Here is a 21,155-nt window from a genome sequence, read left to right as displayed (position 1 = left end):
TATATTATTCTGCTGAGTTATAAAGCTGAAAAAATAGTGCGATTATTGCTATTACATTAAAATATTGTTGCTTTTATATCCTACTTTCCATAATATCGGTATATTACAATGTAAGCGCTTACATGGTTGTGAATTTAACAACCATTAAAGATTGCAGACTCTCCAATTATCAGCGCTTTTAAAGTTATTTAGTAAATAGTAAGGTTAACAATACATGGCATTCACGCTTCCTAAAAACTCTTCAATGTTATCGTCAAAATTTACCTATGGCGTAGCAACTGCCTCATTTCAAATAGAAGGGGGAATTGATAATCGCGCTCCATGCATATGGGATACTTTTTGTGCTACTGAAGGTAAAATTATAGATGGTTCAGATGGTTCAGTCGCCTGTGATCATTTTCATCGATGGCAAGATGATGTTGAGTTAATTGAGTCGTTAGGTGTGGACGCATACCGACTTTCTATTTCATGGCCAAGGGTCATGAATGAAGACGGCAGTGTAAATCAAGAAGGTATGGCGTTTTACATACAATTACTTGACCGCTTAAACGAAAAGCATATCAAGGTGTTTGTCACATTATATCATTGGGATCTGCCGCAATACTTAGAAGAACAAGGTGGTTGGCTTAATCGTGAAACGGCGTACAAATTTCAGCAATATACTACAGAAGTCGTCAAGGCGTTTGGCGAGCGTGTCTACGCGTACGCCACATTGAATGAACCTTTTTGTAGTGCGTATTTAGGTTATGAAATAGGTGTGCATGCGCCAGGTATTGTCGGGAAAGAATACGGAAGAAAAGCAGCCCATCATTTATTATTAGCGCATGGATTGGCAATGCAGGTGCTCGCCAAAGAAAGCCCCAACACGTTAAACGGGATTGTTCTTAATTTTACCCCTGGATATGCCGCAAGCAAAAGTTTAGCAGATATCAAAGCGACTGAAATGGCGAATGAATACCATAATTATTGGTACGCTAAACCTATTTTTGATGGTGAATACCCTGCGTTGATCGATTCATTACCAAAAGCACATTTGCCCGATATTTTTGAAGGCGATATGGCGATTATTTCCCATGAGATTGACTTTCTTGGGGTAAATTTCTATACCCGAGCTATATATGAAGCCGATGAACAAGAAGGCTTTAAAGAAGTTGCATTGCCCGATGTTGAACGCACCGATATTGGGTGGGAAGTATACCCTCAAGCATTTACTGATTTGTTAATTGATCTTAATACCCGTTACCAACCACCGGCAATCTATATCACAGAAAACGGTGCTAGTATTGATGATGAAATTGAAGAAGGTGTAGTAAACGATCAGCGTCGTATTAGTTATTATCAACGCCACTTAAATGCAGTACATGTTGCCATAGAGTCAGGGGTTCCTGTTAAAGGTTACTTTGCTTGGAGCTTGATGGATAATTTTGAGTGGGCAGAAGGGTATTTAAAACGTTTTGGTATTGTTTACGTTGATTATCAAAGCCAACAACGCACCATTAAACAAAGTGGCTTAGCCTATCGTAAGTTAATGACTAGCCGTAAAAACTAATCTAGGAATATTATGCACAAATTAGCGATCGGAGAAAAACTCGGTTATGCCGTTGGTGATGCCGCAGCAAACCTTGTATGGAGAGGAGCATTAGCATATTTAGCGGTGTTTTATACCGATACTTATGGTATTAGCGCTGCTGCTGCGGCAATGTTATTTCTTGTGGTTCGCTTATCAGATGGTGTAACAGACATCATTATGGGCATGATTGCCGATCGTACAGAAACTCGATGGGGGAAGTTTAGGCCATGGGTTTTATGGTCTGCTCCTGCGCTTGGGTTATTTATGGTACTTTGTTTTACCACACCTAATTTTTCGGATACAGGTAAGCTAATTTACGCTTATTTAACGTATATTGGCTTAACATTAGCGTATACCATTAATAACGTACCGTACTCCGCATTGATGGGGGTTATCACACCCTGTGATACAGAGAGAACGAGTCTTTCTAGTTACCGGCTAGCTGGCGCATTTGCAGGTGGTCTTTTGGTAATGGGCTTCCTACCCGATCTGGTTGCTTACTTTGGTCAAGGTGATGATGCGCAAGGATATCAATTAACCATGTACGTTTTTGCAGCATTGCTTATCGCTTTGATGGTGATTACGTTTGCGACTACTAAAGAACGAGTGAGTTTAGCCACAGAAAGACAACTTTCCTTAGGCCGAGAGCTAACCGACTTACTAAAAAACTTACCTTTTATTATTTTACCGCTTTTGGCCGCAACACTATTTTTCTATTATCGTGGAATTTATAGCGGTATCTTTTTCTTATGTGTGTTGATTGGTATGTGGCTTGTTGTTAAAAAATTACTGGCGATCCCTGCAGAGCGATTAACGGGTACACAGCGCGATATGGTTGATTTGTTAACCAATAAACCATGGTTGATTATGCTAGGCATGGGCTTTATTACCATGATGTATAACGGCATTAAATATGGCGTGATTGCGTATTATTTCAAATACTATATGGGTGATGAGCTACTAACAGGAAAATATTTTGTTGCACTATTAGTCGTGTCAATATTAGGGGCTTTGGCAACCAGCCCTTTAGCAAAAAGGTTAGGAAAACAACGTTTATTCATTATAGCGTTGACCATTAGTGGTTTATTTACCGTGGCTTTGTATTGGGTACCACAAGGAAGCGTGACAGGGGTATTTGTCATTGGTTGTATGTCTGAGTTTTTTGCTGCAATGCTACCCACTCTGTTTTTCACTATGTTAGGTGACAGCGCCGATTATTCCGAATGGAAAAACCATCGAAGAGCGACCGGCTTGATATATTCGGCAGGCACATTCGTACAAAAAACAGGAGGAGGTTTTGCCGGAGCGTTGGTGTTAGTTATTTTGGCTAATTATGGCTACAACGGTATGGACCTTACAACGGTGTCAGCATCTTTGCCAGGGATGCAAATCTTGATGAGCTGGGTACCTGCTGCCTTCGCTTTTGCAGGAGCTGGCTTAATGATTTTCTATCCGTTAAATACTCAACTTGTTAAAACGGTTACAGCCGATTTAACAGCACGACGATTAAGCGTGACACACTAGGGGATTTCGGTGGCACCTCGTACCATTATTACCTGTAATGTGTTAGCCTTAGCGCAATTATATTACAGGTAACCAGTTGGTTTACAGAAACTTATGACTACCATTTATCAGGTATCAGAACTTGCCAAAGTCTCACTTGCAACCGTATCTCGTGTGATGAACGGTAACTCTCGTGTTAGTGATAAAACACGTGAGAAAGTTTTAGCAGCAATGAAAGAACTTGGCTATCGCCCAAATTTAACCGCTCAATCGCTAGCTTCAAATCGTAGTAACTGTGTTGGCTTACTTGTTTCTGAAATCCATGGGCCTTTCTTTGGTCAAATGATGAGTGCAGTAGAAACTGAGCTACGTGCAGCGGGCAAACATGTCATCATCACTGCAGGTCATAGTGATGAGGAAAAAGAAAAAGATGGCATTGAGTTTTTAATCAGCCGAAATTGTGATGCCATTATCGCTCATGTAGAAGCGGTGAGTGATGAGTATATTGAAGGCATTGCAAAAGAAAAAACACCGATGATCTTTATTAGTCGTTATGTAGCAAGTCTTGCCGATAAATGTATCAGCTTAAATAATGAATATGGTGGTTACTTGGCAACCTCGACCATGATCAAACATGGGCATAAAGAAATTGCTTGTATTGCCGGTCCACAATCAAAAGCAGACGCAGTTGCTCGGCTTGCAGGTCATAAACGTGCAATGGCAGAGCATAACTTACCTATTAAAGAGTCGTTAATATATGAAGGTGAATTTAAAGAAATAGGTGGCGTGCTAGGGTTGGAAAAATTTATTAAATCTAACGATAATTTCACCGCAATTGTCTGTGCTAATGATGAAATTGCTTCTGGTGTCATGACCTATGCTAGAGAACATGGTTTACATCTGCCTGATGATTTATCCGTCATAGGCTTTGATAACGTTGTATTTGCTTCTCATTTATATCCTAAGTTAACCACCATTGAAAACCCCGTTGATCAGATGGGGCAAATGGCGGCAAAAATAATTTTGCGTGATGTTTATAAGCAACAGCAAGACGAGATACAACACTTTTATTCACCAACGTTAATCAATAGAGATTCAATCGCTGATTTAACGTAATTTAAAGCGACTGACAATCTCAGCTAATTGATCACTATTTAATTTCAAGGCATTGCTTGATTGATTTAGCTGTTCTGTCATCTGTACTGATTCATCGGCCATGTTCGCTAATTCATTTATTCGAAGGTTAACTTCATCCGCTGCATCTGATTGTTGTTCTGTCGCTCTGGCTATTTGAGTATTCATCTCTGAAATCACTTCCATAAACTCGTTAATTTCAGATAAAGACGTATCTGCTTGACGGGCTTGAACTACGGTCAATTCAGAGGTTGTTTGACTTTCCTTTACTGCACTTACTGCGCGAGATGCGCCTATTTGGAGTTGCTCAATCATTGCATGAATTTCATCAGTACTTTGTCCTGTTCTACTGGCCAGTGTTCTCACTTCATCGGCAACAACGGCAAAGCCTCTACCTTTTTCACCAGCACGGGCAGCTTCGATGGCAGCATTTAATGCCAATAAATTGGTTTGTTCTGCAATTCCTCTGATCACATCTAAAACACCACCTATGCTTTGTGAATCAGTGGCGAGTTGATCAACAGTATCGTTTACTTGATCAATCTTAGCTGACAGTGACTGAATATTCGTAATTGTATCAGATACAATGCCTTTGCCGTGTAGCGTAGTTTTTTTAGCTTGGTTAGCTGCTTGCTCGGCAGATAACGCGTTATTGCTGACTTCTTTGATATTTGTCGTCATTTGCTCCATAGCGGTAGCTACTTGTGTGGTATTGTCATTCTGTAATTGAATGAAGCTGGCACTTCTTTCACTGAATTCTGATACTAAACGGGCGCTTTCTTTGACGCTATCAGCACTATTGGAAACATCTTGTAGTGATGATTTTATTTTACCGATAAAGCTATTAAAAAAATGTGAAAAGCCGGAAATTTCGTCGTTACCATTAGCATCTAATTGTTTGGTTAAGTCGCCATCCCCTTGAGAAATATTTTTCATCAGTGCACTTGCCGCAGAAGCTGGTGTTGAAATACTACGGCCAATTAAATAGGTAGCGCCTGCTATTAATGCCACAACAATAATAAAGATGATTGCAACAACAAAAAAGTTACTTAAAAAGATGGCATTTACATTATCTATATAAATGCCAGAGCCAATTATCCACTGCCACGGAGTAAACTCTTGGACGTAAGAAAGTTTCTCTACAGGCTTATCTGCACCAGGTTTTGGCCATTTATAAGGAACAAATCCTTGGCCGGATGCTTTGATAACATTAACCATTTCCACAAAAAGGAATTTACCATCAGGATCTTTGTTACTTGCTAATGACTGACCATTTAATGCGGGCTTGAAAGGATGCATGATCATCATCGGTGCTTTATCATTTATCCAGATGTAATTATTATCTGCATACCTAAATGCTTCTAAAGTTTTTATTGCACGTATTCTAGCCTGTTGTTCAGAAAGCTCACCTTGCTGGTATAAGGCATAGTAATGCTCAGCGATACTGACAGCAGACTGCACAATTTGTTGTACTTTCTGTTGTTGTTGTTGGTATAAAATGTTGTATTGAGATGAAAGTAGTTTTGCACCAAGCAATAATAAACCTAATAACGCAATAGCTAAAATGATCGCCAACCGGTAGCGAATGGAAATTCTCCGTAATGCTTTCATATCGATTTCTCAGACTTAGGCATATATCAAGATTAGGAAATAATCGGTATATTTACAAAAATAGCGTTAAAAAGATCAAGTGGAGCAATTATGTTAGAAGGGAGCCTGAGTATTTGTCCGTTATGTCAGCAGCACAATCGCTGCGATGTCGATGGAAAAGAACCATGTTGGTGTGTAAGCACTAACATACCTAAAGCACTATTAGCAAATGTGCCAAAGAATAAAAAAAATAAAGTATGTATCTGTGCTAAATGTGTTGAAAAATATCATGTAGATTTAGCACAGCAAGTGAAATAATACCGTTAGTTTTATCTGCTACTTTGTCAGTTGTATACGTTATGTAGTGTTGATAAAAAGATTACTTTTGCACCACCGTATATATTTTATTGACGATTTTCCATTCACCGTTATGTTTTAACAATGATAAATAGTCTATATATTTCCAAGTGCCCATATCCCACTCAGCTCGTACCGAAGCAGCTGAATTTTCAATATCTACAGTGACAATACTTGTCGTATGTTTACCGGGCTTATCTTTACTAAAAAAACCTAAAAAGGTTTTTAATGGGTAAACATTGTGTTTTCCGTCGGTTACTCCTTGAATTTTTGCATCTGGGTGAAACGCTTTTGCGACAATATCGGGGTCGCCAAGCTTACTTCCATCGAGATAATAATTAACCGCTTTTTCTACCGCTTCTTTTTGTGATGTGTCTCCAAAGTATTGTGTGCCACTAAAGGCTTGAAAACTCATCAGTAGTGTACATAGTATGATTATTTTCATCATTTTATCCATTTATGTTGTTAATTTTACGTCAAAGATTTTAAGAATTGTTTAGGCGAAATACCAACCTGTTGTCTAAACATATAAATAAATGACGAACTAGATTGATAGCCCAACAATGCCGCTATACTGGCGATTTCATCTTTTTGCGCTAAATGCTTGATTGCTACCTGTATATTTAACCTTTGTCGCCACTGGCTATAGGTTAATCCTGTTTCTTTTTTAAAGTTTCTAGTTAATGTTCTTGCTGAAGTTTGAACAAACTTACCCCATGATAATAGATCACTTTTCATGGAAGGGTATTTTTGTAACTTTTCAATGATTGCAATTAAACGTTCATCTTGTGGGTAAGGTAAAAACGTATCGCGTTTGATTAATTGCGGTAAATAATCTTGGAAAACATGAATAAGTCGATGATGTACATGGGTTTGCTTATCAGGTGAGGGTATGGCTAGCAGCTCATCCATTAATGCTTTGAAAAATGTTGATGCATGCGCGACAAAAGGTTGGTTGATGGTAGCCTCAAAGGTTTCGTCCGTTATATATACCGTTGTTAATGTGACATCAGTTTTGGCGAGTAATTCATGCCTAATGTTTGCTGGAATTAAAATGCCATGACATGCGGGTATAATATAACGACCAGATTTAGTAATGACAGCAAGTACGCCAGACGTTATAAACAAAAACTGGCTTTGCGGATGTTGATAAAACTCAACCCCAGCTTGGGCGGGGATGTTTAAGTGTTTAACACTATAAACAGCATTACTTTTCTGAATATGTTTTGTCATAATATCCACACTAAGTCGATAATGATCTTAATATGACAATTAGTGTTGTTTATTTTCATCAATAAAGCAAGAAGACAAAGCAAGCGGGTTAGGTGAAAAAGTTACTAAAAGTCCAGACAAGTTTTGTTAAAGTGTATACAATCCTAACGACCCGTTATTACAGATGATTTAGATTAGTTTGTGATAACAGAGAAAAATAACTAATGGAACAAATCATGAAAAAGATTTTAATGCTGAGCTTGGCAATGTTTACCCACACATGCTTTGCTAACGGTGAAACCTTCTATCAAGTGTCATTCGACAATGCCGTACATCATGAAGCACAAATTAGCGCGACATTCACTGGAGTTGAAAATCAAGTATTAGAAGTGCAAATGAGTCGTGCCTCACCTGGACGATACGCAATGCATGAATTTATCAAAAATGTGTATAACGTCTCTGCAGTGAATAGTGTAGGGCAACCAGTCAATATTAAACGTGTTAACCCCTATCAATGGAATATAGAAGGCCACGATGGCGAGGTAACGTTAACTTATACATTATTTGGTGATAGAGCCGACGGTACATATTCTCAAATTGATAGAACGCATGCTCATTTAAATATGCCAGCTACTTTTGTGTGGGCTACAGGTCATGAAGACCGTGCTATCAACATAGAATTTACGCCGTTTAATCCTCGATGGAAAGTAGCAACGCAATTACCAAAAGGTAAGGGTAGTTATGCGTTTACAGCACCCAATTTAGCTTATTTTCTTGATAGTCCAGTAGAGTTGAGTGACCACCAAGTACGTTCTTGGCAAGTAGAGTCAAATGGCGAGAGTCAAACAATTCATCTAGCGGTTCATCACAACGGCACCAATGAAGATCTTGATAAATTTGCCGATATGGCAAAAGCGGTTGTCGCTGAACAAATAAAAGTATTCGGTGAACTACCAAAATTTGATTATGGTGAATACACCTTTATAGCTTGTTACCTACCGCATGCAAAAGGTGACGGTATGGAACATAGAAATTCTACTATATTAACTAATGCTACGTCGTTAGATGAAGCTGAATTTAGTCAGTTAGGCACCTTATCTCATGAATTTTTTCATGCATGGAATGTTGAGCGTATTCGTCCAGCAGAGCTTGAGCCTTTTAACTTTATTGGTGCAAACATGACATCAAATTTATGGCTTGCTGAAGGCTTTACGACATACTATGACAAGTTATTGATAAAGCGCGCTAATGAGTGGAATGAAGAGAAGTTTTTAACGCACTTAAGCAGCATTGTTAACCAAGCATATTACCAGCGCGGACGTTTATATTTGTCACCGGAAGGGGCAAGTCAAATGGCAACATTTGTGGATGCTGGCGTATCTGTCGATCGGACTAACTACAGCAATAATTACTTTAGTTATTATACCTATGGTAGAGCAATGGGCTTAGCGTTAGATCTTATGATTCGTACATCGTTTCCGGGTAAGTCATTAGATGATTATATGAAACAACTATGGAATGACTTTGGCAAAACAGAAACACCGTATACTCGCGACGATGCCCGCTTAACCTTAGGTAAAGTAACGGGTGATCAACAATTTGCCGATAAGTTTTTTGCTGAGCATATTTATGGCCGCACAAAAGTCGATTTTTCTGCATTATTGTCATCGGCTGGCTTCACGATTGAGCAAAAAGATGTTGAAAGTGCGTTTCTTGGTAAAGTTAACTTTAACTTCGTAGGTAAAGATGCCATGGTAAGCAATACTATGTTAGTTAACTCTCCTTTATATAAAGCGGGTGTGGACTATGGTGATCAAATCGTAAAACTAGGCCGAAGAACAATTCGCTCACAAAAACTTTGGAATAAAGCACTTGCGCAATTTAAGCCTGGCGATACCACCACTATTGAATATATTCAGCGTGGTGAAACGGTGAAAAAATCGATCACATTTATTGCTGATCCGGCGATTGAAGTATCAGTACAAGATGATGATATTACAGATCAACAAGCTGAATTTAAAACCGCTTGGCTTGGTGAAGACAAAAAGGATGAACAAGTAGCAGAGGCTGGTATTTAGTTTTTTACTGTTCAGGATGATAATTAAAAAGGCTCAGGTAGAGCCTTTTTTCGTAAAAAGGTAAACAAGGTGTATACACAAAAGCAAATCGAGCATTTAACCGCTGAGCTACGCACAAGGTTGGGTGATAATATTATATGGAAATATGAAGATCGTTATGGGGTAATGTTGAGTGAATTTGCGCAAAACAAATCTGATAATGTGTTTGAGAAGCTTGTACCTATATTCCCGTTTCAATGGGATCATAAAGCTGCGAAAAAACTACCTAAAGTGTTAAAGAATGAATTAAAAGATTTGGCACGTGTAGGAAAAAAACAAAAATTATTGTTAATTCCTAATCAAGAAGAATCACCTGCGATAGTTGCATTTTGGTGGCCATGGGGGCATGGAGGCACCTACTCGTTAAGGCTAAAAGTGTTAGAGCACAACATCTCTGTTGACGAAATAAATGAAAAACAAAGCGGGCTATTGCATCGACTTTTTCCATGGCTCAGTTAATGTCATGTCAATGCGGTGCTTATACTCGTTTACAAGCACCGCATTAGTCGTATATTGCAGGCGTTAATTCTATTTGAGCCAAAACCTAAAATTACTTGATGAATTCTGCATTAATCATCGCCTCTTAGACAAAATATTGCAGGTTGATTTATGTACTTTCTCACTGGTAAATAGCTGGCGACTAGCACAAAAGCGCTAACAGTTATCAGGCTAATGAGGAAAATCCATATAAGTTGTTGGTTAATATATTCATTGAGTTGTTCACTATAAATATAAAAACCTGTGCTTATGATGAGCAAGTTGATAACGATACCTAAGATGAGTGGTTTGATGTTTTCGCCACAGACCAATTTGATGATGTCACGTGCTTTAGCACCTATCGCAATACGTGTACCTATTTCAAAACGTCGCATTTCACTGTTATATTTTAAGATGCCATAAAGACCAATTGAACATAATAGTAAGGTAACAACAATAAGTGTTAAGGTTGTGATGGTTGTCGTTTTACTGGCAAATAAGCGAGTATCTTTATAATGTTCAATTGGATGATAACTAAAGATATTCAGTTGCGGACTTATGTCAGATGCTATGGCTAAAATGGCATCACGTGACAATGTTTGATTTGGCTTAGTCTTAATCAATAAGATATTACGTGAAGCTTGAGACAAAAAGTAGAATCTAGGTTCGGGCGCTTTTTGTCCGGGTACTATGATACTTTTTACAATACCTGAAACATAAGATGAATTGTTGATTTTTAGTCCAATCACGTCACCGTCGGGCGACATTTTACGTGCTAATTGTTCATTTACTACGATGCCGCGAAGTTCATCATTACGATGTTTGTTTTCTACGTTTTCTCCCGCAATTATGGGTTGGCCAACTAAAGCAAAGTAATTTTCATCAATATCTTTGGCACGCTCGGAATATTTTCGTCCGGATTGTTGCTCGGTAAACGCTAACGTGTAAAAGGCCGATGGTCGATGAGACTGGCTAACAGCTGCTACACTCGGGTGTGCCATAATTTCACGAATTAGGCTTTGCATTGTGTCTTCTCTCATTCCTTGGTTAGCATTTGGTAACGCCATGACTAATGAGTGAATATTGTCAGTTTGATATCCTAAGGGTTTCTTCATTACCTTGTAAGCATCGAGCAATAAAAGACCATTGGCAAAAATGAGGAAAATCGCGATTGTTACTTGGCTAGTGATCAAAATGTCACGCATTTTTTTTGATACTTGTACTTTTGTACCTTTACCGCTACTTCTTAAACTGGTAACCAACTGACGATAATTGGTTATGCGTAAATTAAGTGCAATAAAGAGTAGGATAAGTAAAAATAATATAGCGAGTGCAACACCCACAGAAAACATGTTTAAGCTTAACTCAGCAGCGCGAGGTAAATAGCTATCAAGGTAAGTTTGCATTAAACTAAAACCCAGCTCAGCCACTAAAAGACTTAGTATCAACGCTATTGTTAGTAAAATAACTGCTTCGGCTACGACCATTGAAATTATGCCTGATGCTGGTGCACCAACAGCAGCGTTTATGGCTAGGGTATGTTGTTGTTCAACAGTACGTGCAAGATAAAGGTTTGCAATGTTCGCAATAGCGATAATGGCTAGCCCTAATGTACCAAGTACCAGTAAGAATAGTAGCTGCTCGTTATCTTGAATTAATAGTTCACTCAATGGAGTTGTAACGATATTTATTGACCAATTATCGAAAAAGTTATGCTCTGCAATATTTAATCGCCAATTATCATTAATTAACTGTGATAAACGCTGTGATGCTTGCGTATGGCTTATGCTCGTTGGTAACTTTCCAACAAAGGTTAGTGAGCCGTCGTCATTACCCCAACGAACCCTTTCTGCATCTGACACAGAATTGAAGTCCCAAGGAATAAACATTGCGGATTTTAGCCCAGGTGCGGCTAAATTAAGCTCGTTAAATTCAGCTGCTAACACACCAATCACTTCAAACGACTTACCGCCAAAACTAATACTGTAGCCAATAATATCCTCACGCGCACCAAACATATCTTGCCATGTTTGATGACTTAAAATAGCAACGGGATTATAGCTGTTAAGTTTTTCACTTTGTTCAAAACGGCGACCTAACTGCATTTTTGCAGCAAAAATGTCGAACCATTCGGGTGTTACATAGGATATTTCTACAAATGGCTTAGAAGGTTCTGACGTTATTATATTAGCGTCGAGGTATTGCATGGCAACGTCAGAAAAAGTGCCATGATTTTCATATAAATGCATTAGGTTTGGATAGGTAAATGCCCGCCCATCGATTTTTTGTTCATTATTGATCAGTTGGTGTTCCACATAGGTTAATTGCTGCTGATCAGGATAAGGCAAAGGTTTGTATAGCATGACAAATGTTAATGTGAGCGCACAAATTAATGCGCCTAAGGTTAACGCCAAAGTGGAAATAACAGCAAAGCCATAGCTTTTATTATGTTTAAGGTTTTTAAGTGCTAATGTCAGGTGAAATAGAAATAATTTCATCACAGAACCCTTATTGAGTTAGTTTTAATTAAATAGAGGCTTTGTTGCAGGGGCGTGTAATACCTTACCGTCAAGTAATTGTATTTTTATTTTTGCCATATCTGCATATCTTGGATCATGCGTCACCATACAAATCGTTGTGCCTTGATTATTCAACTCTTCAAGTAAGTCCATCACTTGATCACCTGCTTTTGAATCAAGGTTTCCGGTTGGTTCATCGACTAATAAAATACTGGGGTTGGCGATTAAAGCTCGAGCAATGGCAACACGTTGTTGTTGACCACCTGACAATTGGTTTGGTTTATGACTGATTCGATGTGATAGGCCAACTTGTTCTAAGCGGGTGACTACACGTTTTTCTATCTCTTTACCGTTAAATTTTTGGCTGTGATAGCGTAAGGGTAAAGCGACGTTGTCAAAAACACTTAACTCATCGATTAAGTTAAATGATTGAAATATAAAGCCAATTTTTTCGTTTCTAACGGTTGCAGCTTGATTGAGTGTTAACGAGGTAGCATCTTGACCTTCAATAAAATATTGACCTTCCGTTGCAAAATCTAATAGCCCCATAATGGATAACAAGGTTGATTTACCACACCCTGAAGGTCCAGAAATTGATACGTATTCTCCTTGATGTATGGTTAAACTAATGCCAGATAAAGCGTGCGTTTCTAACTCTTCAGTTTCAAATACCTTTGTTATCTGTTCTAGTTTCAGTATTTCGTTCATGTGGGGTCCTTAATTTAATGCAATTTCTGAGGCTTGGTAGTTGGTTAAATCGGTTAATATAAAGCTGTCGCCAGGTGCCGCACCTTTCATGATGGCAACGTAGCGTGACGTTTTTTGACCAAAGGTAATTTCAACACGTGTTGCCCTGTTACTACCTTTTTCTAATCGATACATTGCTTGTTGGCTTTTAGCCTGAATATTAGCTGGTCGTTCGATATAAGCGACATTTGATAAAGTATCAGTAATGATTTCTGCATCAACGTTTTGTTCAGGGCGCATGTTGTTATCAAGAGATTGAGTAAAAGCGACATCAATTAAAACCGAGTTATTTTGTACTATTGGGTCAATACGCGATACTTTTCCTAATAAGATAGATTGACGGGTGTCTATTTCTACTTGTTGACCTATACGAATTGCGTTAGCTTGTGATTGTGGTACGTGTATTTCTGCAATTAAGTCGCTAGTGCTGCCTATTAGTGCTATTTCTTGTCCAGGGTTAATACTTTGACCAAGACTTATCGGCAATCTCTGCAAAATGCCATCAAACTTGGCAACCACATTTAGTGCATCTAAGCGATCTTGGGCATTCTTTACCGTATTTAATTGTTGGTTGATACGCTCTTGTTGAATCAGCAAAGCTTCCTGATGTACGTTTTGTAAGTGTTCTAAGCTTTGATTAGCTAGTTTAATTTTTGTTTTTAATTGTTTTTCATTAAGCTGAGATTCTCGAAATTTAAGGCCAGAAACGATACCTTGTTCAAATAGCTTTTCTTCTGCTTCTCTTTTTAAACTTGCTGATTCGAGTTTTGCAGAATATTCGGCGATCTTTGATTGTTCTGCGATCACTTCTCTTTGTTGGTTAAGCGCTAATTGTCGAGAGTTCGCTTGTAAGCTCACAAGTTGTTGCTGCGCGCTAGAAAGTTGATAGCCGAGTTCAGGGTTTTCAAGTTTGACAATTAAGCTACCTTTCTCAACGACGGCACCTGGTTTCAACACGATTTGTTTCACTGTTGCACGAGTTAACGAGGTGATTAACTCTTGTTTATGAGAAATGAGTTTGCCGTAACCATCCACTGTTACTTTTAGATCGCCTTGGGTTACTTGAGCGATAACTAAATCCTTTTTATTTAAAGAAACTTGGTTTACATTTTGTTTAATTAGATAAATTGATACCAAGCCAAGTAAAACGATAACGCTGAAGACCATTCGTTTTATTGATTTGTTATGAAAAGGTTTTTGTTTTACAACATCCATAATTTAACTATAAAAAATTGAATCTCACCTTACATAGCTAAAACTGTGCCAAACAAAATACGCGTATAAACAGTGGTATAAAGCGGGTTTTTCGAATAACGAAAGCAAAATAGTTCGAAATCGGACGACTTAATTTCAAAATCAGACTGATTTATAATATTGCCCTTTCACATTTTTAACTGCACTATGATTTAGTGAATGTTATTGAGGGCAGATATGAAGCAATATTTAATTTGGGATTTACCCATTCGACTTTTTCATTGGTTGCTAGTGGGTACTTTATTGGCCCTATGGTATACATCTGAGAATGGTTTAATCGAAAATCACATCAAATGTGGTTATTTTGCGCTTAGTTTAATTGTTTTTAGAATCGTTTGGGGAATTGTAGGGACACGACACGCTAGATTTATCGCATTTTTTCCAACACCTTCTCGATTAAAGAAATTCCTGTTAGAAAAGCGAGAACCACCAGGTCATAACCCTTTAGGTGCGCTAATGATCATCTTAATGTTAGTGCTTATCGGATTACAGGCTACATCAGGGTTATTTATTGATGATGATGTTTTTTCTTCGGGGCCTTATTACGGTGTATTAAGTAGTGAGCTCGAAAAAATCATGAATACTATCCATCATAACGGTTTTGATTTTATATTGATTGCCTCAGCATTACATATCGTCGCTATCGCTTATTATCGAGTGGTAAAAAAGAAAGATTTAATAAAACCGATGTTAACAGGTAAGAAATCACAAAAGGATGTTAACGAAAACGACGGGATCCCACATTCTAAAATTATTACATTTATCGTTACTGCAGCAGCTGTTGGTTTTTTTATTTATTGGCTTGTGGTGTTAAATGCCCCAGTAATGGAAGAGTTTTATTACTAAGTTCTGTATGAAAAGAATATTTTAGAGTGTTAACCGACCATCTAACCTATGTTATACATACGGTTAGATGGTCATGTATGGTGTGATTAATCCATTTTGAAGTTATCGTGACAGCCGCCACAACTTTTTCCTACTCCGCTAATGGCTTTCTTGATAGCACCTTCGTCACCTGATGTTGAAACTGTTATTAACTGCGCTGAATTTTTGGTTAATTTTTCTATCGCTTTCTCAAATCCTGCGCGGTCTTTCCATACCTTATCTAATGCTTCTGTTGTTACATCGAAACCAGAAGTATCTAAGCTAGTATGATCGTTAATCATTAATGATAATTGATTAATTCTTGTTGCGTGCTTTTTAACTGTCTCTGCGTTGAATGCAATTTTGCCTTTAGCCATTGCGCCCAAAGGAGACATATTTGCGCCCAATAACTTAAACACGGCTTGGCGGGTTTCAGCCGCGCGATTCGCTTGCTTTTCAGATTTTGCTACCTGCGCATTTACCGATAATACCGATAAAGTTAACGCACTTAATACTGTTATTTTTGTCATTAGTTTCATGATATGCCCTTACGCATGAATATATTTATTTCCCTTTCTATCTTAACGATTTGCGACGATATGCCTAGTCTTTTCATCCTAAAGGATCTGCAAGTTAGCGAAAAATTAATGTTAGTATATGCTCTTAATGGTATTTTTTATAAATTTATAATATTTTAATTGTTGTTAAGAATTTTTCAAATTAACGTGTTCAACGATAATTTGGCTTGTGGTTGGTTAACGATTAAACACTCTTGGGTTGATAGGGATTTTAAAAATAAACTTTAAAATTATATGGTTGTGAATTTAAAGTTCGAAAACGAACTTTTTTATCCCATAATCGAACCAGCTTGCTTGTTAGTTTACATTATTTTTTAACAGGCAGAATAATCATTACGGTAACACCTTTATTTGTATTATTGTGCAATTCTATGACGCCGTCATGTTGTTCGATAATATTTCTACAAAAGCTTAAGCCGATACCTTGGCCGTCAGGTTTTGTTGTGTATAGCGGTACGAATAAATTATCTAAATTATTAAAGCCATGTCCATCATCTACCACTTCAATGATGATATGGTGATCAACTTCATCAATGTTAATTTTAACTGTTGAGGCATTTGCTTCAAATGCGTTCTTAGTTAAATTAATAAGCACTTGTTCAAAAAAACTAATATCGACCCAAATGGTTTCTAATGAACTCTCTAGAGAGACATGCTTGCTTGCGAAAAGTTTGTGTAAAAGGTTAGTAAGATAGTCAATACTGACGTCACTTCTTTTAAGCTCTATTTGTTTAGAAATTGTAGAATATCGGTCAACAAAGCTTTGTAGGTGCGAGCAGCGATCGGTAATAACAGATAATATTTGTTTATCTCTATCAACTAATGCTTTCTCGGCGAGAGTTTCTGCCATCGATGAAACTGGTGTTAATGAATTTCTGATCTCGTGGCTTAATACACGTATGATTTGTTGCCAGGCTTTTAACTGGTTCTCGCGAAGTGCAGATTCAATGTCGATAAAAACGAGTAATAAATATTGTTCTTCGTTGTCGATAAATTCGCTATGTTTAATTTGCCATTTAGATACAGCTTTGTTGAACACCCAATGGTTGCCTTGGAAACTTAAATCAAGTAGTTGGGGAGTTGAGAGCCGCTGCATTTGCCAAGGCTGGTTATAGAGTTGTTGGAAAGCATCGTTAGCAAAGGTTAATTGTTGCTTTTGATTAAAAACAAGGATCGGTGAGGTTAATTCGGAAATTAATTTGTAGACTAAAAAAATATGTTGATCATTACGTGATTTATTGGCTTGAAGCGTTGTGCTTAATTGGCTGAGGTGTTGATGAAACTGTTTAACTTTCCCTTCAGGAAAAGGTGATTTTGCAAATTGATTAAAATCTTCTTGTTTGATGGCATCAAGGTGCAAGGTAGCTCGATTATATGAACGAAACACTTGGAATTTTATCGTAACTGTTAACAAGGCGGTAAATAGCACATAGCAAAATAATGCTATGGCATGCCAATGCCAAAGCAATTCAAGCTTATTGAGATAAAGCCAAATAAATATAGCACCCGGTAATGCAAGTAAAAGAATACGTAAGGTAAGAAAACTTTCTAATGAACGCATATTAATTTAATCCGTATTTTTCAATGCGACGGTACATTGAAGATTTAGTTAAACCTATTAATACAGCGGCTTTGGGTATATTCCCGTCTGTTTGCGAAAGCGCTTTATTTATTAGAGAAATTTCAGCTTCTTTTAAGGTCATTAACGGAAGCTCTGTTGTTGGCGCGGTTGCCGTTAAACGTAACTCGGTATCATCTATCACACCGGTTTTATTTAACAAAACCGCGCGTTCTATTAGGTGGCTAAGTTCACGTAAATTACCAGGCCAGTGATAATTAACCAATGCGTTTTCAGCGGAAGTTGAAAGCTCACAGTGTGTTTTTTTGTATTTATGACAGAAGCCGGCAATGTAATATCGACTGAGTGACACAATATCGACACTTCTTTCTTTAAGTGATGGAACACGCAATTCAATAGTGTTTAAACGGTAGTATAAATCTTCACGAAACTTTTCTTGTTGGATAAGCGTTGAAAACTCAGCATTTGTCGCACTAATGATGCGGCATTTAGCAAACTTAGTTTTGCTACTGCCTAACACTTCATATTCTCCTGATTCTAAAACGCGCAATATTTTGGCTTGTTGCTCTATCGGAGTGTTAGCTATCTCGTCAAGGAATAGTGTGCTATTTTCAGCTAATTCAAATCGACCCAAACGATTCGCTTTAGCATCAGTAAACGCACCTTTAATGTGGCCAAACATTTCACTTTCAAATAAATTGCTTGAAATAGCACCCATATTGACTGATACCATCGGTGCATCGCGTTGCTCTGAATGATTGTGAATCCATTGGGCAAGTTCGCTTTTACCCGTGCCATTTTCCCCAGTGAGTAAAATATTAGCATTGGTGGCGGCAACAGTTCCAAGTTCATCAAAAAGTTGCAACATACATGAAGACTGCCACTGATATTGGTGATGCTGCTTGTCGTTACGCTGCTGTTTAAAGCCCGCGTTTTCTTTACTTAATACTTGTAGTGATAGTTGTTGTTTAATGGCATTGAGCAGTTGACGGTTTTTCCAAGGTTTGTCGATGAAATCTGTAGCACCTAATCGCATTGCTTGTACCACTAAATCAACATTGCTCCAGGCTGTCATGGCGATTACTGGTAAGTTAATGTTGCTTTGTTGCATCCAATTTAAGAATTGTAATCCTTCATCGCCAGAGGTTGTGTCTAAATTGAAATTCATATCGAGTAAAATTAAAGCGATATCATGTTCTTTTAATGATACTTGTGCCTGTTGTGGGCTGTCAGCCTCTTTAACCGAATAGCCATGTTGCTCTAGAAGTACAACAAGACTTAATCGAATGTCAGCTCTATCATCTACTACTAAAATTTCTACCATGAGTTACCTAAATATGTCTTTGTTCAATAAAATTACAGCAATTGTCGAGCCAAATATTACGATAAATGCGTATTGTTGGGGTTATTGATTAACTCGTTTTTTAACCATTTAGTGAAAATATTAATACGCGATAACTTAGATAAATGCTGATCATAAATGAGAAAACGATACCATTGTACAGGATGCTGAATATAAACTGACAATACAAAACTTTTCATAACAAAATAGCTTACAAGAGCGTTGACAGTGGACTCAACCTTTGGGTGTTGAGATGTTACTTATCGTCAATCGATTTTATGGTTATTCATTTTTTAACATGCGTTCAAATTGTTTAATCGAAAAACCATTTAAAATAGCATCACCTATTTTTAAAACAGGAACTGCTCTATAACCAAGTCTTGCAAGCTCTTTCTGACCTGATGGCGTTTTAACATTGCATAAACGATAGGGCAAATTACGTTTATCTAAGTATTGCTGTGCCGTTTTACAATGCGGGCAATTTTTCATGGTGTAAAGAGTAATTTTTTTCATATCAACCGGTATTTTATGAAAGAGTTTGCCGTTAATTATAAGTGATTAACATTTGGTAGTAACAAGTTAAATGAAAACTAGCAACACAACTACGTTTACTTGTAAGCAATTGCTATAATAGCGAGGCTAACAAGAGGCGGTATTATATGAACAGAAAGAAAAAAGTAAAATCAACATTGCTTGCAAAACAGAAAAAAGCAAATGCGAAGAAACAAAAGAGCAATAAGCCAAAATATATTTCTAAAGCGGAACGAGAGAAACAAGCACTAGCTGAAAATACAGTAGATGAATTGAAAGCGTAAGTGCTAACTTATTTTTTTCTTGGGCTTCATTGCGGCTGAGAATTGAAAAATTAAAAAGCCAATAGTAGATAAAACAATCGCGATTTCATAACGACTATAAGCCACTGAAACACCAATGGCGCCAGTATTCCATAAACCTGCGGCCGTTGCTGTACCTTTTACCCCATCATTATTTTTGAAAATTGCACCACCACCGATAAAACCCATACCGGTAATGATAGCGTACATCACGCGAGCTTCTGCATCAGAGCCTTCGTAAACACTCATACCGACAAGCATAAATGCACAAGATGCAATCGTAACTAAAGGAAAAGTACGTAACCCTGCGCCTCGATCATTTAATTCACGATTTAGTGCTATCGGTAAGGATAATACAAATGCAATGCCCATTTGCATAAAGTTAAACATAATTAAATTAACATCTAAGTCAATTCCAAACATTTTTTAGCCTTATATCAGTCTGTTATTATATTGATATAACGTTTATGGGCGAGCTGTCAATTGTGAATTACGTTAAATTGTTTACTTGCGTGCAATATATTTCAGCATTATCAAGTTTAATGATTACTTACTGTCATTTTTATCTCTTCCAAGCTGTTTTCGCCTAACCGAGTTGTCATTACACAAAACTATACCGCTTGTCCGCATGCCACACCTTGGCTCCAGCATGCCTGAAAATTATAGCCTCCGAGCCAGCCAGTAACGTCAATTACTTCACCAATAAAGTACAGGTTTTTTACTTTGTTGCTTTCATAGGTTTTTGACGATAATTCATCAGTGGCAACGCCGCCAAGAGTAACTTCTGCGGTTTTCCGAACGCATTGATAAAGTTATCAATATTTGCTCGATTAATGTTTATTATATTTAGATTTGAAAGAGACGGAGATTGCAATAATTAGAACATCTAATTAGCTAAATGAATGAATACTTTTAGTTTACCATTACAATAATAGGCTCGTCGATTCATACCCACATATAGAGCAAACCTAATTATAATTTTAACGACAGGTATAGAGAAACAGCTGAGGATTGATTGAAATTGTTAGTATCCTCTCCACAGTACACTTTAGGTCATGCGAATACCATAACGTTAACAATCTTTGTAGCGGCTAACTTACCAGTCAAAAGGATAATCAATCAAGGTTGGTGTCCAGCACATCTATAAACCATAACCTACTGATGTTATTGTGCATTTTATGAACGTACTTTTCTGTCAAATTAAGGAATCAAGTTGAACTCTTTCTATTAACATACCTGACTCTGAAGATTTTGCTATTATGTTGTCTAGTACTCCCTTTGTATATAAGGTGCACCCATCTTCTTCTTTTATGGGTAATTCATAGGTTGAGTCTGAATATTGTGGCCAAATCCAAAAGAGTTTACATTCTGATAATGTAGGTAATTTTTTTGAACCTGAGATTGTAGTGGCACAATAAATTTGGCCATCTAATTAGAGGTGATAGAATCACCGCAACTGATTAGGTATTAATATGACAA

20 protein-coding genes and 1 pseudogene are annotated in these 21,155 nt (G+C 37.6%); 8 read left to right on the top strand and 13 right to left on the bottom strand.

Annotated features, from left to right (window positions below):
- The first annotated feature begins 214 nt into the window (after positions 1–214).
- The 3 genes from Q4489_RS16110 (at position 215) to Q4489_RS16100 (ending at position 4,189) form a co-directional block, all read left to right on the top strand.
- On the top strand, positions 215–1,549 hold the full coding sequence (locus tag Q4489_RS16110; protein WP_303482319.1) for a GH1 family beta-glucosidase: 1,335 nt from the start codon (positions 215–217) through the stop codon (positions 1,547–1,549).
- A 12-nt stretch (positions 1,550–1,561) separates the two neighbouring features.
- Positions 1,562–3,094: an MFS transporter gene (locus Q4489_RS16105; RefSeq protein WP_303482316.1), complete on the top strand. Its 1,533-nt coding sequence runs from the start codon at positions 1,562–1,564 to the stop codon at positions 3,092–3,094.
- A 93-nt stretch (positions 3,095–3,187) separates the two neighbouring features.
- Positions 3,188–4,189, top strand: a complete 1,002-nt coding sequence (locus tag Q4489_RS16100; RefSeq protein WP_303482313.1) for a LacI family DNA-binding transcriptional regulator — start codon at positions 3,188–3,190, stop codon at positions 4,187–4,189.
- On the opposite strand, the gene Q4489_RS16095 is transcribed toward Q4489_RS16100, so the two are convergent.
- Entirely contained in the window at positions 4,181–5,818 is a 1,638-nt protein-coding gene (locus tag Q4489_RS16095) for a methyl-accepting chemotaxis protein (RefSeq protein WP_303482310.1), read from the bottom strand. The two genes, Q4489_RS16100 and Q4489_RS16095, sit on opposite strands and share 9 nt — an antisense overlap.
- Positions 5,819–5,908: 90 nt before the next feature.
- On the opposite strand from Q4489_RS16095, the gene Q4489_RS16090 reads away from it, so the two are divergent.
- Positions 5,909–6,115 (top strand): cysteine-rich CWC family protein, encoded by a 207-nt coding sequence (locus Q4489_RS16090; protein ID WP_303482307.1) that lies wholly within the window; start codon positions 5,909–5,911, stop codon positions 6,113–6,115.
- A 61-nt stretch (positions 6,116–6,176) separates the two neighbouring features.
- On the opposite strand, the gene Q4489_RS16085 is transcribed toward Q4489_RS16090, so the two are convergent.
- Together Q4489_RS16085 and Q4489_RS16080 are read right to left on the bottom strand one after the other, a co-directional pair.
- Positions 6,177–6,602, bottom strand: coding sequence for a nuclear transport factor 2 family protein (locus Q4489_RS16085; protein WP_303482304.1), 426 nt, complete (start codon positions 6,600–6,602; stop codon positions 6,177–6,179).
- A 23-nt stretch (positions 6,603–6,625) separates the two neighbouring features.
- The gene (locus Q4489_RS16080; protein ID WP_303482301.1) at positions 6,626–7,387 is read right to left on the bottom strand and encodes an AraC family transcriptional regulator; all 762 of its coding nucleotides are present in this window, start codon (positions 7,385–7,387) and stop codon (positions 6,626–6,628) included.
- Positions 7,388–7,602: 215 nt separating this feature from the next.
- Between Q4489_RS16080 and Q4489_RS16075 the strand changes: the two genes are divergently transcribed.
- Together Q4489_RS16075 and Q4489_RS16070 are read left to right on the top strand one after the other, a co-directional pair.
- The gene (locus Q4489_RS16075; protein WP_303482298.1) at positions 7,603–9,444 is read left to right on the top strand and encodes a M61 family metallopeptidase; all 1,842 of its coding nucleotides are present in this window, start codon (positions 7,603–7,605) and stop codon (positions 9,442–9,444) included.
- A gap of 69 nt (positions 9,445–9,513) precedes the next feature.
- Positions 9,514–9,942, top strand: a complete 429-nt coding sequence (locus Q4489_RS16070) for a hypothetical protein (RefSeq protein WP_303482296.1) — start codon at positions 9,514–9,516, stop codon at positions 9,940–9,942.
- Positions 9,943–10,052: 110 nt separating this feature from the next.
- Here Q4489_RS16070 and Q4489_RS16065 read toward each other — a convergent pair whose 3' ends face one another.
- Genes Q4489_RS16065 through Q4489_RS16055 form a run of 3 tightly spaced genes read right to left on the bottom strand, consistent with a single transcriptional unit; the run spans position 10,053 to position 14,441 of the window.
- Positions 10,053–12,458, bottom strand: a complete 2,406-nt coding sequence (locus Q4489_RS16065) for an ABC transporter permease (RefSeq protein WP_303482293.1) — start codon at positions 12,456–12,458, stop codon at positions 10,053–10,055.
- A gap of 24 nt (positions 12,459–12,482) precedes the next feature.
- Positions 12,483–13,187 (bottom strand): ABC transporter ATP-binding protein, encoded by a 705-nt coding sequence (locus tag Q4489_RS16060; protein WP_303482290.1) that lies wholly within the window; start codon positions 13,185–13,187, stop codon positions 12,483–12,485.
- 9 nt (positions 13,188–13,196) lie between these two features.
- Positions 13,197–14,441: an efflux RND transporter periplasmic adaptor subunit gene (locus Q4489_RS16055; RefSeq protein WP_303482287.1), complete on the bottom strand. Its 1,245-nt coding sequence runs from the start codon at positions 14,439–14,441 to the stop codon at positions 13,197–13,199.
- Between the two features lie 216 nt (positions 14,442–14,657).
- Here Q4489_RS16055 and Q4489_RS16050 point away from each other — a divergent pair, with 216 nt between their 5' ends.
- Positions 14,658–15,326 (top strand): cytochrome b/b6 domain-containing protein, encoded by a 669-nt coding sequence (locus tag Q4489_RS16050; protein ID WP_303482285.1) that lies wholly within the window; start codon positions 14,658–14,660, stop codon positions 15,324–15,326.
- An 86-nt stretch (positions 15,327–15,412) separates the two neighbouring features.
- On the opposite strand, the gene Q4489_RS16045 is transcribed toward Q4489_RS16050, so the two are convergent.
- From Q4489_RS16045 to Q4489_RS16025, 5 genes are all read right to left on the bottom strand, one after another.
- Positions 15,413–15,883, bottom strand: coding sequence for a cytochrome c (locus Q4489_RS16045; protein ID WP_303482282.1), 471 nt, complete (start codon positions 15,881–15,883; stop codon positions 15,413–15,415).
- A 346-nt stretch (positions 15,884–16,229) separates the two neighbouring features.
- A complete protein-coding gene (locus Q4489_RS16040) occupies positions 16,230–17,483 on the bottom strand; it encodes a PAS domain-containing sensor histidine kinase (RefSeq protein ID WP_303482279.1) in 1,254 nt (417 codons plus the stop codon).
- Between the two features lies 1 nt (position 17,484).
- The gene (locus tag Q4489_RS16035) at positions 17,485–18,825 is read right to left on the bottom strand and encodes a sigma-54 dependent transcriptional regulator (protein WP_303482276.1); all 1,341 of its coding nucleotides are present in this window, start codon (positions 18,823–18,825) and stop codon (positions 17,485–17,487) included.
- A 56-nt stretch (positions 18,826–18,881) separates the two neighbouring features.
- Positions 18,882–19,043 carry a hypothetical protein gene (locus tag Q4489_RS16030; protein ID WP_303482273.1) on the bottom strand — a complete coding sequence of 54 codons (162 nt, stop codon included), beginning with the start codon at positions 19,041–19,043 and terminating at the stop codon, positions 18,882–18,884.
- Between the two features lie 82 nt (positions 19,044–19,125).
- Positions 19,126–19,356: a glutaredoxin family protein gene (locus Q4489_RS16025; protein ID WP_303482270.1), complete on the bottom strand. Its 231-nt coding sequence runs from the start codon at positions 19,354–19,356 to the stop codon at positions 19,126–19,128.
- A gap of 146 nt (positions 19,357–19,502) precedes the next feature.
- On the opposite strand from Q4489_RS16025, the gene Q4489_RS16020 reads away from it, so the two are divergent.
- A complete protein-coding gene (locus Q4489_RS16020; RefSeq protein ID WP_303482267.1) occupies positions 19,503–19,658 on the top strand; it encodes a DUF2986 domain-containing protein in 156 nt (51 codons plus the stop codon).
- A gap of 3 nt (positions 19,659–19,661) precedes the next feature.
- Here Q4489_RS16020 and Q4489_RS16015 read toward each other — a convergent pair whose 3' ends face one another.
- Positions 19,662–20,099, bottom strand: a complete 438-nt coding sequence (locus Q4489_RS16015) for an MgtC/SapB family protein (RefSeq protein WP_303482264.1) — start codon at positions 20,097–20,099, stop codon at positions 19,662–19,664.
- A gap of 188 nt (positions 20,100–20,287) precedes the next feature.
- Positions 20,288–20,470, bottom strand: a pseudogene (locus Q4489_RS16010) (NAD(P)/FAD-dependent oxidoreductase); the annotation flags it as partial.
- Between the last annotated feature and the right edge of the window lie 685 nt (positions 20,471–21,155).

This window comes from Thalassotalea sp. 1_MG-2023 (assembly GCF_030546745.1).
In the GTDB taxonomy this organism is placed as follows: Bacteria; Pseudomonadota; Gammaproteobacteria; order Enterobacterales; family Alteromonadaceae; genus Thalassotalea_C.
The sequence above is the reverse complement of the archived record's forward strand: the minus strand, read 5'-3'. Positions and strand labels throughout refer to the sequence as shown.